Source organism: Nocardia sp. FBN12 (assembly GCF_054031145.1).
The window spans coordinates 1,024,559-1,039,907 of sequence record NZ_CM132926.1 but is presented as its reverse complement, the minus strand read 5'-3'; the positions used below and the strand labels follow the sequence as shown (position 1 = coordinate 1,039,907).

11 protein-coding genes are annotated in these 15,349 nt (G+C 68.5%); 2 read left to right on the top strand and 9 right to left on the bottom strand.

Annotation, left to right across the window (positions count from 1 at the left end):
- Positions 1–52: 52 nt before the first annotated feature.
- The 5 genes from ACWZHB_RS05180 to ACWZHB_RS05160 form a co-directional block, all read right to left on the bottom strand.
- Positions 53–2,113: an acyltransferase family protein gene (locus ACWZHB_RS05180; RefSeq protein WP_427906778.1), complete on the bottom strand. Its 2,061-nt coding sequence runs from the start codon at positions 2,111–2,113 to the stop codon at positions 53–55.
- Between the two features lie 108 nt (positions 2,114–2,221).
- A complete protein-coding gene (locus ACWZHB_RS05175) occupies positions 2,222–3,067 on the bottom strand; it encodes an arylamine N-acetyltransferase family protein (RefSeq protein ID WP_427906777.1) in 846 nt (281 codons plus the stop codon).
- A gap of 67 nt (positions 3,068–3,134) precedes the next feature.
- Positions 3,135–4,181, bottom strand: coding sequence for an alpha/beta hydrolase family protein (locus tag ACWZHB_RS05170; RefSeq protein WP_427906776.1), 1,047 nt, complete (start codon positions 4,179–4,181; stop codon positions 3,135–3,137).
- 39 nt (positions 4,182–4,220) lie between these two features.
- Positions 4,221–5,210 (bottom strand): TAXI family TRAP transporter solute-binding subunit, encoded by a 990-nt coding sequence (locus tag ACWZHB_RS05165; RefSeq protein ID WP_427906775.1) that lies wholly within the window; start codon positions 5,208–5,210, stop codon positions 4,221–4,223.
- Positions 5,211–5,257: 47 nt separating this feature from the next.
- Positions 5,258–7,399, bottom strand: coding sequence for a TRAP transporter permease (locus tag ACWZHB_RS05160; protein ID WP_427906774.1), 2,142 nt, complete (start codon positions 7,397–7,399; stop codon positions 5,258–5,260).
- A 206-nt stretch (positions 7,400–7,605) separates the two neighbouring features.
- On the opposite strand from ACWZHB_RS05160, the gene ACWZHB_RS05155 reads away from it, so the two are divergent.
- A complete protein-coding gene (locus ACWZHB_RS05155) occupies positions 7,606–8,784 on the top strand; it encodes a winged helix DNA-binding domain-containing protein (protein ID WP_427906773.1) in 1,179 nt (392 codons plus the stop codon).
- A 3-nt stretch (positions 8,785–8,787) separates the two neighbouring features.
- On the opposite strand, the gene ACWZHB_RS05150 is transcribed toward ACWZHB_RS05155, so the two are convergent.
- Both ACWZHB_RS05150 and ACWZHB_RS05145 read right to left on the bottom strand, forming a co-directional pair.
- Positions 8,788–9,546, bottom strand: coding sequence for a DeoR/GlpR family DNA-binding transcription regulator (locus ACWZHB_RS05150; RefSeq protein WP_427906772.1), 759 nt, complete (start codon positions 9,544–9,546; stop codon positions 8,788–8,790).
- A 4-nt stretch (positions 9,547–9,550) separates the two neighbouring features.
- Entirely contained in the window at positions 9,551–11,497 is a 1,947-nt protein-coding gene (locus ACWZHB_RS05145; protein ID WP_427906771.1) for a PTS mannitol transporter subunit IICBA, read from the bottom strand.
- Between the two features lie 201 nt (positions 11,498–11,698).
- Between ACWZHB_RS05145 and ACWZHB_RS05140 the strand changes: the two genes are divergently transcribed.
- Positions 11,699–12,757 (top strand): zinc-dependent dehydrogenase, encoded by a 1,059-nt coding sequence (locus ACWZHB_RS05140; RefSeq protein ID WP_427906770.1) that lies wholly within the window; start codon positions 11,699–11,701, stop codon positions 12,755–12,757.
- Between the two features lie 23 nt (positions 12,758–12,780).
- Here ACWZHB_RS05140 and nadC read toward each other — a convergent pair whose 3' ends face one another.
- Entirely contained in the window at positions 12,781–13,641 is an 861-nt protein-coding gene (gene nadC, locus ACWZHB_RS05135; RefSeq protein ID WP_427906769.1) for a carboxylating nicotinate-nucleotide diphosphorylase, read from the bottom strand.
- Positions 13,642–13,745: 104 nt separating this feature from the next.
- Positions 13,746–15,332, bottom strand: coding sequence for an L-aspartate oxidase (locus ACWZHB_RS05130; protein WP_427906768.1), 1,587 nt, complete (start codon positions 15,330–15,332; stop codon positions 13,746–13,748).
- Between the last annotated feature and the right edge of the window lie 17 nt (positions 15,333–15,349).

Genomic DNA, 15,349 nt, shown 5'->3' with positions numbered 1-15,349 from the left:
GGATCTGTGGTGCCGGTGTGGTTGTTGTGGCTGCGGTGAGCAGTCTCCCGCGCTACCACCAGCCGGTGATCGCCCCGATCTGACGGCCGAGTTCGGGGGCGAGCGAGCGGGCGTAGCTGGCGGTCAGGTGGTGTTCGTCGCGATAGATGAGCACATTGCCCTCGACCACGCGGCAGCGCTGCGGCCGGCAGACCGCGTCGGACAGGTCGAGCGGGTGGATGTTCGGGTAGCCTGCCGCCGGTTCCGCGGCGGGGTCGTGCGGGTCGAGGACCTCGGCGCGGTCGAGCCCGCAGCTGTCGGGGTCGCCACGGTGGGCCAGGCAATCGGTGGCCCGGTAGAGGACACCGTCGCGGCGTAACCGTGGCGTGTCGCGCAGCGCGAGCACATTGAACCCGCGATCCTGCATGGCCGTCCACACCTCGAGGTATTCGGCGGGCACCTCGTCGCCGAGGCCGTTCATGCGGTAGCGCGTGGACAGCGTCAGCACCCAGTTCGGCGGTTCGGCGGACAGCCGGTCGAGTACCTCGACGGACCACTCGTGGCATTCGGGGAACGGCCACTCGGCGTAGGACGGCTCATCGGCGAGGACGACCGGGCACCCCTCCTTGAGGTAGGAGATCACCCGGAACCCGTGTTCGACGCCGAGCACCTCCAGCGCGGGCAACCAGTGCTCGGAGTGTGAGCCACCGACCAGCGCGATCGAACGGTCGGCGGTGGGGTCGCCGTAGGTACAGACGCGGACCTCGCGGTCGGGGGTGATGCAGCCGTCGGTGGTCGGCGACGGGGTGTCGGCTTGTCCTTCGAAGACGGTGGGACGCATGGGTTCCGGCGAGTATTCGGCGCCGGAGAGCAGTGCCTGGGCACCCGGGTAGCGCTGGGCGTCCAGTGCCCGCGGTGGCACGGCCGGGTTCGCCACGAGCACGACCTGCCAGCCCACCGAGGCGATCAACACCGCGACCGACAGCGCGGTGACAAGGGCGCCGGTCCCCCGGCGGCGTTCGGTCGGCTCGCCGCGAGGCGGCATCCGCAACGGCGTCTCGATCAGGCGGGTTGTCGCGTAGGCCAGGATCAGCGAGGCGCCGATCACCACCAGCCCGTCGACGACCCCGGCATCGGCCCGACCGGTCTCGCCGAGATAGAAGATGAGAATCGGCCAGTGCCACAGATACAGCGGATAAGCGAACGCGCCGAGTTCGGTACAGACCCGGCCTGCCAGCAGCCGATTCGGCCACGCCCGCGCGGTGCCACCGAATCCCGACGCGATCACCAGGCAGGCGGCCGCCACCGGCCACAGCGCCGCGACGCCGGGGAACTGATTCGCCCCGTCGAACAGCGGCCCGCACGACAGCACCATCGCCAGCCCGAGCGCGGCCGCGAGTGCACGCAGCCGGTTCGGCATCCGCAACCAGGGTGCCGCCACGGCCAGCAACGCACCGGCCAGCAACTCCCAGCCGCGCGCGACACTGTCGTAGTAGGTCCACGCCTGGTGCTGTGCGGTGCCCGATGCCGCGTACCAGAACGACAGCAGCCCGAGCCCGGCCAGCACGAGCACCAGGGCGAGGCGCCCGGCCGACCCGCGTCGCCGCAACCACGCCCACCCGGCCAGGAGCGCGAGGATCGCCAGGTAGAACTGCCCCTGCACCGACATCGACCACAGGTGCTGCAACGGGCTCACCGACGGATCGGGCGAGAGATAGTCGAGTTCGGCGGTCGCCAGATACCAGTTCTGGCCGTAGAACATCGAGGCCAATGTCTGCGCGGAGGCTTCCCCCAGCTGGGTATAGGGCCGCAGCACGACCGTCGCGAGCAGAACCGTCCCCAACACCACCACCAGCGACGGCATCAACCTGCGCGCGGTCCGGCGCGCGGTCTCCCCCACGGAAACGCCACCGCGCCGCTCCACCCCGCGCACCACGGCACCGGTGAAGAAGAACCCCGACAGCACCAGAAAGATGTCGACACCGCCGGATACGCGGCCCGCCCACACGTGGAAGGCCACCACGAGCGCGATGGCTATCCCGCGCAGCCCGTCCAGATCCTGCCGTCGTTCGACGGTGCCACGAACCGCCGCACCGGCTTCGACCGGCAACGCGAGACGAACGTTCGGCACCATCGACCCCACAGAATCGGCCCCCACAACGGAATTGTTTCCCGGCAAGTAACCATCAATTTGCCGTAGCGCCATCCAGGAAGCAAACCGCCGTGCCGTGTGGGGACAGCGCTATCCGGTTCGCCAGGGAGTGGCCGCGATGCTGGTGGCGTCGGTTTCGGTGAGGTCGATATCGAATATTTCGGCCAATACCTTGGTCAGCTCGGTGGGGTCCAGATCACGTGAAGTCGAGGTGCCGTCCGGGTATTCCGCGATCAACGTCAGGTCGTCGAGCACGTGGTGGACATCGGGCAGGAACCGCTGGAGGAAGGGCCGGGTGGTGAACGGCGACCGTGGTGAGGTCGACACGAAGTGGTTGCCGACCGTGTAGTCGATGCGGAACTGCGGGTTCTCGGTGAAGGTGTAGCGGTCGAGCCAGCCGTCGCGGCCGAACTGGAACAGCACCCACTGGTCAGCCCGGTGTTCGAGCCGGTAGCGCCAGTCACCGAGCGTGAATTCGCCTGCGCTGTCGACCAATTCGAACGGCTCGAGCGGACCGAAGCCGAAACCGACATCGCAGATCCAGACGCGGTCGTCGTCGGGGGTGTGCACGCGCAGCAAGGCGTGGGTGGCGGGCCGCAGGACACCGGTATCGGCCACTCCGTAGGTGACCCGGCCACTGAGTCCGGAGACGCCGAACCCGAGCCGTTCGAGCGCGGCGGCGAAGATCGCGGCGTTCTCGTAGCAGTAGCCACCGCGACGGTGCCTGACCAGCTTGTCCTGCAGGGAATTCAGGTCGAGCGGGATGCCACGTCCGAGGATGATCTCGAGATTCTCGAAGGGGATCGTGGTGGTGTGCGCCCTGACCAGTGCGCGCAGGGTGTCGACCGAGGCGGTGCGCGGTCCGTCGTAGCCGATCCTGGCCAGATAGGCGTCCAGGTCGAGCTCGTCACCCTGCCAGCCGTGATCGTCGGTCATCGCGTCCTCGTTTCGGTCGGTGTCTTCTCGCACAACCGCACTTCGACGAACGTTGTTCCCGGGCGGCTCAGGCCGCGCACTTCGCGCCTACGGGCGCCGCGGGGGCGGTGACCAGCCCGTTCTCGACATCGACAATATAGTCGCTGACCTGCGGCGCGAGCGGCTCGGTCCCCGCGAGCAGCCGCAGCACCACACACCCACCCTCGAACAGCGCGGGCCCGACGGAGTGGTCACCGGGAACGATCGCGCCGGTGAGGTCGCGCCCGCTGACCACGGTGTAGAAGGAGAACGGTTTGCCCGCCGCGGTGAGCGCCGCCCGCAGTTCCACGCTGGTCGCGAAGGGCACGATGGCGTCGGCGGTGCCGTGGATCAGGAAGGCCCTGCGCATGCTCAGCCGGTCGGCGAGCAGCGCGGGCGAACGGTCGACATAGGCGAGCGGGCAGATCACCGGCGTGCAGCCGCCCGCGTCACGTTCGATCTGGCGCGGGAGTGCGGGATTCACCGATCCACTGGCCGCCCACATGGTGAAATCATCGGCGGGACCATAGTTGTCGACCCAGTAGTCGAACAGGCCGGGCGGCCCGTGTGCCACCGCGAGCCCGCTGGTGATGCCGCCCTGACTCCAGCCCCACAGCACGGTGGACGCGATATCGGGATGCTCGCCGCGATACCACTGGGTCGCCGCCACCAGGTCGTGCCAGCCCGCCCACAGATTCCAGTCGCCGGTGCGCCACGGCCCGTCGGCGCTGCGCAGATCCATCAGCAGGATCGGCGACCCACCCGTGCGCGCGAGCGCGGTCATGTACGGGGCGAAATCGGCCGACGAACCACCGTGCCCGTGCACCGCCACCACCAGTTTCGTCGCCGGGATATCGCCTGGCACACAGCGATACGGCTCGTACACGCGGCCGGTCGCCCGCTCGCCGTCGACCGTGATCGCCACCGGCCGCAGGTCGACGCCCGGCGTGCACGTCGGTTGTGCCCGCACGACCGGTCCGACCACGGACAACATCGTGAGCAACGCGGACACCGCGACGAGGACCCCGACCCGCTTCATGGCGCGATTGTCCGCCACCCCGCGGCCGGGGTCCAGCATCTCGGCGCGCGTCCCCATCGCGCACCGCGACTGCCCACGGCCGAGCTGTCCCGGTCGTCAGCGCAGTGCGGCCTCCGACCCGCGATGCAACTGCACCGGCGCCGTCTTGCTCGCGGTATCGGCGTTGATCCCCTTGGCGGCCGGATTCGCCTGTTCCAGTTGAGGTTTGCGATCCAGCAGCGTCTTGGTGAGCACGCAGGCCAGGTTCGCGTCGAGGTCCTCGCGCACGACGAGCAGGTTGGGCACCACGATGGTCGGCGCGTCAGCGGGCAGACCGTAGGTGGCGGCCGGGATCGTGCCCGTCTCGTAGACTGGGTTGATCTCCTTCAGCTTCGGCAGCACCCCGGTGATGTCGAGAAAGCGGACCTTGTCCTTGGCGGTGGTGAACAGGTCCGTGATGCCGGGCGTCGGCAGGCCACCGGACCAGAACATGGCGTCGATGGAGCCATCCTTGAGCCCGTCGACGGTCTTGGTCAGGTCGAGGCGCTGGGCGGCGACATCGGTGTCGGGGTTGAGGCCCGCGGCCTGCAGCACGCGCTGGGCGATCACCTCGGTGCCCGATTTGGGCGAGCCGGTGGAGACCCTTTTGCCGCGCAGGTCGGCCAGTGAGTTGATGCCCGCGTCGGTGCGCACGATGACCTGGGTGTAGTTGTCGTAGAGCCGGGCCAGCGCGCGGATCGGCTGCGCGGTGGTGAAGCTGCCCTTGCCCGCGACCGCGTCGGCCGCGGAGTCGGCGAGCGAGAAGCCGACCTGATAGGTGCCGCCGACCACCTGCTGGATGTTCTGCACCGAGGCGCCGGTTTCGGCCGCCGTGGCTTTCACGGTGCCACCGGTGGCGGTCGAGATCTGCTCGGCGTAGGCGTTGCCCAGCGCGAAGTACACGCCGGTCGCGTTGCCGGTGGCGATGCCGATCCTGGTGTCCTGCTTCACTTCACAGGTGACCTCGCCGCCCCCGTCGGCCGTCGGGGTGTCCTGGCGGCCACCACAACCGGTGAGCAGTGTGACAGCGGCGGTGACCGCGACCACGGCGACAATACTTTTGACCATCAGGTCCCCTCTCGTCGACGGCGACGCCGCCTGCCGATTTCTGTCGATCACGGTGTGCCCGTGGACGTTTTCCGTACCCGGTCGACGAGCCCCGCCACCACGGCGACGACCAGCAACCCGAGCCCGATTCCGGTGGCGAGCGGATTCGGGTACAGCAATGTCAGGCCTGCCGCGGCGGCCAGTCCGCGCGGAATCGGACCGATGGCACCGATCCCGAACAGCCAACCGCCGGTCGCCGCCGCCAGCGCCGCGACTCCGACGCAGGCGGCCGCGGTGACCCACAGCACGTCGAGCGCCGCACCGCGTCCGAGCAGGTGCTGCCCGGAGTCGGTGAGCACGAACATCAGTGGCACCAGGAAGGCAGGCAGCGCGTATCGCAGGGCGTGCCACATGGTCGGCATCGCTTTCGCGCCGGTCACCGCCGCCGCCCCGACGGCGGCGAGGGCGGTCGGCGGTGTCACTTCCGAGAGCACCGAGAAGTAGAAGACGAACATCGCGGCGGCGGGCGCGGCGACGTGCAGGTCGAGCAGTGCGGGCCCGATGATCACCCAGCCGATGACGAACGACGCCGTGACCGGCACCGCGAGGCCGAGCAGCGACAACGCGATCGCCGCCAGCACAGCGGTGGTCGCCAGGACGACGGCGGGATCATCCGACAGCGCCGAGCCGGCCTTGACCAGCAGCGCGGCCAGTTGGGCACCGAGCCCCGTCTTGGTGGTCATCGCGGTGATCACGCCTGCCGCCGCACACACCGCCACCACGGGCAGAGCCGAGCGCATACCGACCGAGAGGGCACGCAATGCCTCGAAGGCGAACTGCGTCACGGTCTTTCGCGTCCAGCGATACCTGCCCGGCGCGTCCGCCTCGGCGGCGGGGGTCGCTGTGCCCACGGGCGCGGCAGTCGTCGGCGCGGTGTCTGCCGCGGCGGACCTGCGCAGCATCCGATCCGGGATGGCCAGGAGCAGCGCCAGGACGGTGGCGTAGACGACGGCGCGCGTCGCACTCACGCCGACCAGCAGCAGCACGACGATCACGATCAACGACGAGAAGTGATATCCGAAGCGTCCCAGCAGCTTCCACCACGGCGTCGGCAGCGGCCCGTCCGCCAGATCCGCCGGCGCGCGCCCGTCCGCGTGGATGCGGCGCGCGTCGATCTCGACCGAGAGCAGGATGCCGAGGTAGTACAGCAGCGTCGGGATCAGCGCCCACCCGAGCACCGTCACATACGACACATCGAGATACTCCGCGACGATGAACGCCGCCACACCCAGCGTCGGCGGCGACAGAATCGCACCGACGCCCGCCGCCGCGAGCATCCCACCGGCCTGTTCGGGCCGGTAACCGGCTTTGCGCAGAATCGGCCAGGTCACCGCGCCGGTGCTCACCGCGGTCGCGGTCCCCGACCCCGAGACGGTCCCGAGCAAGAAACCCGAAGCCACCGCTGTACGTCCCGCCGCGCTGTGCGAGCGACGGAACAACGACACCGACAGATCGACGAAGAACCGTGCGGCACCGGAGAATTCGAGCACCGCCCCGTACAGCGTGAACAGCACGATGTAGCTGGCGGCCACGTCCAACGGTGTGCCGTAGAAGCCGCTGCCGGAGTTGTAGAGCGCGTCGACGATCTGATCGATGTCGAGCCCCGCGTGCGCGATCGACCAATCCTGGGGCAGCAGCCCGCCGTAATACCCGTACCCGAGGAACACCAGACACACCACCGGCAAGATCACCCCGGTGGTGCGCCTGCACGCCTCGAGCACGAGCACGAGCAGCAGCCCGCCCATCACCACATCGAGTGGCGCCAGCATCCCCTGGCGATCGAGGAACGCGTCGTATCCCCCACCCGCGTCCCCGATCCGGATCGGCAGCACCGGATACAGACACACCACCACAGTGATTCCGGCCAACACCCAGTCCAGCACCGACGGCCCATCAGCTCGATCGAGCCGCCCCCACCACGACCGATAACTCAAATAGACCAGCGGTAGCGCGACGGCCAGAAAGATGACCAGGTAGTACTGACTCCCCTGCGCCAACGGCCGAAACACCTGCCACACCGACAACAGCGCGAGCCCGAGCGCGACGACACCGACCAGCCGATGGGGGAATCCGGAGAGCACCCGCGCGGGCCGCTCCTCATCGTCCACCCCCAGCTCAGCCGCAGTAACAACCGGTGGCGCTGCGTTCATGAGCGGACGATAGCAACGAGATTCACGCCGGGGAGCGAAACCGAGAACCACGCAGTCTGCACAAAATGGACACTACGCACGGTGGCATTCGGCAGCCTTCTCGACCTCATCCGCCCCTGGCACCCTGATACCCGCCGTCCAGCACAAAGGCTTCGCCCGGGCCGTCGGTGCGCGCGGTTGTCGGTGCCCCCGCATACCATCCGGTCATGCTTTCGATCGATACCGCGCAGCGTCGCGCCCGGCTGGCGACTCGGCATCGGCTCGCGCCGTCGGCCCGTTCGACCGACCCTGTGGACATCGCGCGTTCGATGGTGGTTCTGCACGCTACCGATCCCGCGACGGTGTTCCTGTCCGTCGGGGCTCGTGGCATCGACCTCACCCCGGCCGAGGTGGAGAAGGCGCTCTACGACGACCGTGCGCTGATTCGGATGCTCGCTATGCGTCGCACGATGTTCGTCGCGCCGACCGAACTGCTGCCTATTCTGCAGGCGTCCACCTGTGATGCGCTGGCCCACAAGCAGCGTCGTACCTACGGTCGCTATATCGAACTGGCGGGTGCGGTCGACGGTGACATTTCGGCGTGGCTGGCCGAGGTCGAAGCCGAGACCCACGCGGCGTTGCTCACCCGGGGAGCGGCCACCGGCGTCCAGCTGAGCAAAGACGTGCCGCGCCTGCGCACGCAGATCGACACCGCTCCTGGGAAGTCCTATTCGAAACCGACGAGCATCACCACGTGGGTGCTCGTGGTGCTCGGCGCCGAGGGACGGATCGTGCGCGGCCGCCCGAACGGCAGCTGGACCAGCAGCCAATACACCTGGGCGCCGGTGGAAACCTGGCTGCCCCAAGGGTTTTCACCGATGCCCGCCACGGAAGCCCGCGTCGAGCTGGTGCGTCAGTGGCTGCACACCTTCGGCCCGGCTCCGATCACCGACCTGAAATGGTGGACCGGCTGGACGCTGGGCGACGTCCGAAAGGCCTTGGCGGAACTCGACACCGTCGACGTGGACCTCGACGGAACCCCCGGGATACTCCTCGCCGACGACCTCGACCCGGTCGCCACCCCCGAACCCTGGGCAGCCCTGCTCCCCGCCCTCGACCCCACCCCCATGGGCTGGCAATCCCGGGAGTGGTTCCTCGGCCCCCACGCCCCCGCCCTCTTCGACACCAACGGCAACATCGGCCCCTCCATCTGGGCCGACGGCCGCATCGTCGGCGGCTGGGCCCAACGCCCCGACGGTGAAGTAGTGATCCGCCTCCTCGAAGACGTCGGCACCGATACCGAAAAGCTCATCGACGCCGAAATCGACCGCACCACAACCTGGTTCGGTGACGTCCGGGCCATCCCCCGCTTCCGCACCCCGTTGCAACGCGAACTCACCGGCTGATCCTCAGACGCGGATCACCGTCGGCCCGAGCGCCTCGTATCGCCGCGCTTGCGCGATCCCCAACTCGGCGCCGGTGATCAACGATTCGAAGTCGCAGACCTCGGCGAACCGGCAGAAGCTCGTCACCCCGAACTTGCTGTCAGCCGCCACCAGGATCCGCCGGGCCGAACGCCGAACCGCCTCCCCTTTCACGGCGGCCACCGCGGGATCGGGGGTGGTCAGGCCGTTCTCCACCGAGATCCCGTTGGTGCCGAGATAGGCGAGGTCGATGCTGAGCTCGCCCAGCATGCGCAGCGCCCAGTGGTCGACGGTCGCCAGGGTGCGCCCGCGCATCCGCCCACCGAGCAGCAGCACCGTGATCCCGGGACTGTCGGCCAGCACTTCAGCGGCCAGCAGCGAGGCGGTGACCACGGTCAGTTCCCGGTCCGCCAGCTTCTCCGCGATCAACCGCGGCGTGAATCCCTCGTCGAGATATACGGTTTCGGCACCGTGCAACTGCTCGGCGGCGGCCCCGGCGATCCGATGCTTCTGCGCCAGATCGACCCGGCTGCGGTATTCCAGACTCGATTCGAAGACCGCGCTCTCCATCGGGATGGCGCCACCGTGCACCCGGCGCAGCAGCCGACGTTCGGCGAGGGTGCGCAGGTCGCGGCGGATGGTCTCCGCCGCGACCCCGAGTTCGTCGGCCAGGCCGAGGACATCCACCCGCCCTCGTGCGCGGGCGTACTCCACGATCTGCGACTGCCTCGATTCCGAATCCACCACGCTATTCTGCGATATCGGCGTGCGCTTGCACGTCACCGAGTGCGGCCGCGATCTCCTCGCGTGTCGCCGCCGACCGCAGCCGCCGCACCTGCTCGGCGTCGGCGAAGACCGTGGCGATCCGCGACAGCACCGCCAGATGGTCGTCCCCGGCACCCGCGATGCCGACGACGAAATCCACCCGATTCCCGTTCCAGTCGATCGCTTCCTGGTACCGCACCACCGCGATCGCGCTATGCCGGATGGCGTTCTTGGCCGCGTTGGTCCCGTGCGGTATGGCCAGCCCGTTGCCCATGAAGGTGGACACCGTGCGCTCTCGCTCGTGCATCGCCGCCACATAGTCCTGCTCGACCGCGCCGGCGGCCACCAGCAGCGCACCTACCTCATCGATGGCCTCGGCACGGCCTCGAGCCAGGCCCGCGAGCACGATCGAATCGGACGCGAGCAGGTCGGGAGCTGTCTCGGAACCTTCTGCACGGGACAGCATTCCGACGATCTCGCCATAGGTGGGACTGTTCATGAAGTCGGTCACGGACACGTGCAGCGCCGAGGGCGTGCGAGTCCGCGCCCGTTCGGCCAGGTCAGCGTGCGTGACCACCAGGTCGTAATCGTCACCGAGGCTCGCGATCGCGCGATTGACCACGCTCACGTCGGCGAATCCCGCCTCCCGAATCCGCTTGCGCAGCACCGAGGCACCCATCGCCGAGGAGCCCATGCCGGCATCGCAGGCGAAGACGATGGTCGAGATCCGTGCCGGGGCGGGATCATTCGCCCCCAGCAGCGTCGAGGCGATCGAGCGCTTGCCCTTCATCGCTTCCATGGTGGCGGTCGCGTCCGCCAGGTCGGGCTCGGCGCCGGTCCGGTCGGTCCGCAGCAGCACGGCCGCGATCAGAAACGTCACGATCGTCGCGCCGAGCACCGACAGCGTGACACCCAGATAGCTGTCGCCTGCGGTCTGGGCGTACACCGCCAGGATCGAACCCGGTGCGGCAGGCGCGCGCAGACCGGAACCGAACACGACATTGATCAGCACCCCCGCCATGCCGCCCGTGATGACCGCCACGATCAGCCGCGGCTTGGTGAGCACATACGGAAAGTAGATCTCGTGGATGCCGCCGAGGAAGTGGATCACCGCGGCGCCCGACGCCGACGCTTTCGCCGCGCCCCGCCCGAACACCGCGAAGGCCATCAGCAATCCGAGGCCAGGGCCGGGATTCGCCTCGAGCAGGAACAGCACCGACTTGCCGGTCTCGCTCGCCTGATTGGTGCCGAGCGGGGTCAGGATGCCGTGGTTGATCGCGTTGTTCAGGAACAGCACCTTGGCCGGCTCGATGAACACCGAGGTGAACGGCAACAGGTTGTTCTCGACGAGCAGGTCGACGATATTGCTTGCCGCCCTGCTGAATCCGGTGACCAGCGGCCCGATCCCGAAGAAGCCCGACACCGCCAGCACCGCACCGGCGATCCCGGCCGAGAAGTTGTTCACCAGCATCTCGAAGCCGGGACGGATCTTGTTCTCCCACACCGCGTCCAGCCGCTTGATCACCCAGCCACCGAGTGGGCCGACGATCATCGCGCCGAGGAACATCGGCACTTGCGCACCGGCGATCACGCCCATGGTGGCGATCGCGCCGACCACCGCGCCGCGCGCGCCGTAGATGAGCCGCCCGCCCTGCGCACCGATCAGGACCGGCAGCAGGTAGGTGATCATGGCGCTGACGATGCCCCCACCGTCGTAATCACCCCATCCGCCGATGCGGGCCACCCAGCTGTCCTCGCCCCAGGCGCCGGTGAGCGAAGTGATCCAGCCCTTTTCGATGAACAGGGCCGTGAGCAGGCCCCAGGCTATGAAGGCGCCGATATTCGGCATGACCATGCTGGACAGGAACGTCCCGACCCGCTGCACGTGGACGCGCAGTGCGGTGCGTGATTCCGGTGGTGAGACAGACATCGTATTTTCCTCGAACGGCTCGAACAGATGTGACCCTGGCCACATTGACCCACTCAGTAGAGCGCACATTCGGTCATCTTGACAAGCATTCGGGCATAACTGGGCAGCCATTGCAGTGGATTTATGCCCGAATGGTCGCTACCGTAGGCGCGGAGACACAGCCCACACCCGGCCGGAGACGGCGAAAGGAAGACGGCTCACATGAAGGCCCTGCGCTATTACGCACCCGAGGACATCCGCCTCGAGGACATCGACGAACCCCAGTGCGGCCCGGACGAGGTCAAGCTCAGGGTGCGCAACTGCTCCACCTGCGGCACCGATGTCAAGATCCGGTACAACGGCCACCAAAACCTCACGCCCCCACGCACTCTCGGCCACGAGATCGCGGGGGAGGTCGTGGAAGTGGGTGCGCGGGTGGCCGAGCTGTACGGCGCGTCATGGCAGGTCGGTGACCGCGCGCAGGTCATCGCGGCGGTGCCCTGCGGTGACTGCCACGAGTGCCGCAAGGGCTGGATGGCGGTGTGCCGCAACCAGACTTCGGTCGGCTACCAGTACGACGGCGGTTTCGCCGAGTACGTGATCGTGCCGCGAGAGGTATTGCGCGTCGACGGCCTGAACCGGATTCCCGAGAATGTCGGCTTCGCGGAGGCATCGGCGGCCGAGCCGCTGGCCTGCGCGATCAACGCCCAGGAACTGCTCGGCATCGAATCCGGCGACACAGTAGTCGTTTTCGGCGCGGGCCCGATCGGCTGCCTGCACATCCGGATCGCGCGCGGCGTGCACCAGTGCGGGCCGGTCTATCTCGTCGATGTCAATGCCGTGCGGCTGGCGTTGTCGGCGAAGGCGGTTGCGCCCGACGAGGTCATCGACGCGTCGCAGACCGACGTCGTCGATCGCGTCATGGAGCTGACCGGCGGCCGCGGCGCGGATGTGGTGATCACCGCGACCGCCGCGAACATCACCCAGGAGCAGGCCATCGCGATGGCCGCACGCAACGGCCGCATCTCCTTCTTCGGCGGTCTACCGAAAACCGACCCCACCATCACCTGCGACTCCAACGTCATCCACTACCGCCAACTCCACATACACGGCGCCAACGGCTCTGCCCCCGAACACAATCGGCGGGCCTTGGACTACATCGCCACCGGCCGAGTCCCGGTCCACGACCTGATCACGCACCGCATCCCCCTCGCCGACGCACTCGAGGCGTTCACCGTCGTCGAAAAGGGCGAGGCCATCAAGGTCACCGTCGAACCGTGACGGACCACGCCTGAGCGGCTCGCTCACATATCGAGCCCGAGGTCGAGCACGCGGACCGAGTGGGTGAGAGCGCCGATGGCGAGGTAGTCGACGCCGGTGCCCGCGTATTCGGCGGCTTGTTCGAGCGAAAGTCCGCCGGAGGACTCAAGTTTGGTGTCCGGCGCCGTCGCGTCGCGGCGCTGGACGGCGGCCTGGGTCTGCCAGAGGGGGAAGTTGTCGAGCAGGACCAGTTCGACGTTTTCGGCCAGGACGGCGTCGAGTTGTTCGAGGCTGTCGACCTCGACCTCGCAGGCGATCTCCGGTGCCAGTTCGCGGACCGCGCGCAAGGCGTTGACGACCGAGCCCGCCGCCACCACGTGATTGTCCTTGATCAGCGCGGCATCGCCCAGACCCATGCGGTGGTTGACGCCGCCGCCGACGCGGACCGCGTACTTCTGCAGGGCACGCAGGCCGGGCAGTGTTTTGCGGCTGTCACGGATCTCGCATCCGGTGCCGTCGACCTCGTCGACCCAGGCGGCGGTGGCGGTGGCGATGCCGGACAGGTGGCAGACCAGGTTGAGCATGGTCCGTTCGGCGGTGAGCAGGCCGCGGGTGGGGGCGACGATGCTCAGCACCGAAGTGCCCGGCTCCACGCGGGTGCCGTCGGCCACCCGGGCGGTGATCTCGTAAGTACCCGCGCCGAGGACCTCGTCGAGCACGAGCAGTCCGACGTCCAGGCCCGCGACAGTGCCGTGCTGGCGCGAGACCACCGAGGCCTTGCTCACCGCGTCCGCGGGCACGGTGGCGACCGTGGTGACGTCGGGGCCGTAGCGCAGGTCCTCGTCGAGGGCGGTACGGATCAGCGTCAGCAGCTCATCACGGTCGAGGGTGGCATCCAGTGCCATCACTGCACTCCTGTTCTCGGGCGACTGGTTGCCGCGTCGATCGGGCGGGAGACTCTCGCTCCGCCGGTATTACCTGAACAAACAGCATGGTGACGCGACGACTCTCACCGCGTCCCCACCGGCTCGGAATCCACTGCCATGGTGGACAGCTCGAGACCACTGTGCGTCTCACGAATCGCGGTACTGTGCCGTTGCCGATCGACCGACTCCGGATACTCTGAACGCGTATGGCACCCGCGACTCTCGGTCCGGCGGGCCGCCGCGTGCAGCAGCGCCCGCGCGGTCAAGGTGAGCGCCGCGTCTTCGATGCGCCGCAGATACTGCGCCGATTCCGCACCGAGGTCGAGCAGCGGCACCGCCGACATCGCGGCCTCGATGCGTCCCAGCGCCTCGGCGAGTCCGGCACCGTCGCGCACGACCGAGGCATGCTCGGTCATCGCCTGTTGGACCACCGAACGATCGGCGAATTCCAGTGTCCACGACGCGATCTCGTCGACCCGCGCGCGAACACCGACCCGCTCCACCGCCGCCGCGCCTGCCCGCTCACCGACCACCAGCCCTTCGAGCAAGCTGTTGGAGGCCAACCGATTGGCGCCGTGCAGCCCCGTTCTGGCGACCTCACCCGCCGCGAACAGCCCCGGCACACCGGTCCGTCCGTGGGTATCGGTGAGAACTCCACCGCACTGATAGTGCGCGGCGGGTGCGACCGGAATCAATTGCGCCGCAGGGTCGATCCCCGCCGCCAGACACGAGGCGGTGATGGTCGGGAACCGCTGCGCGAACCCCTCGACAGCGCGTGCGTCGAGGAAGACGTGGTCGGTCCCGAGTGCCCGCATCCGCTCAGCGATCGCCCGCGACACCACATCCCGAGGTGCCAAGTCACCTCGTGGGTGCCCAGCAGTCACCGAGTTCCCTTGGGAGTCAACGAGTATCGCTCCTTCGCCGCGGACCGCCTCGCTGATCAACGGCCGCCTGCCCACCCCGCCCGGCGTGTAGAGCACCGTCGGATGGAACTGCACGAATTCGAGATCGGCCACCGCCGCCCCGGCCCACAAGGCCAGCGCCACACCGTCCGCGGTCGCCCCGGGCGGATTGGTGCTCAGCGCGTAGAGCTGCCCGAGCCCACCGGTGGCCAGCAGCACCGAGGGCGAATGGACGACGCCGAAACCGTTGTCCGACACCGCGATAACGCCCTGCACCCCGTCGGGCCCGGTCACCACACGCAGCGCGGCGGCACCGAACAGCACCGGCAGCCCCGCCGCGTTCAGCGCACGTTGCACCTCGGCGCCGGTAGCGTCCCCACCGGCGTGAATGATGCGTCGCGTGCTGTGCCCACCCTCGCGGGTGCGCGAGATCTGCCCGTCGCGTCCGAGGTCGAACACCGCACCGAGGTCGGTCAGCGCGGCGACCGCGGCCTGCCCGCCCTCGACGATCGAGCGCACCGCGTCGACCTCGCACAAGCCCGCCCCGGCCTCGACCGTGTCATGCACATGCGAATCGACCGAATCGCCCAGTGGCGCAACGACAGCGATGCCACCCTGCGCGTACTGCGTCGACGTATCGGTCGGGCCACCTTTGCTGAGGATGAGCACCCGCAGGCCACGCAACGAGGCCGTGCGCGCCGCGGTGAGACCCGCGACGCCACCGCCGATGACCACCAGGTCGACCTCGGCCTCCCAGGAAACCACCATGGTCGCCTACCGTCTCG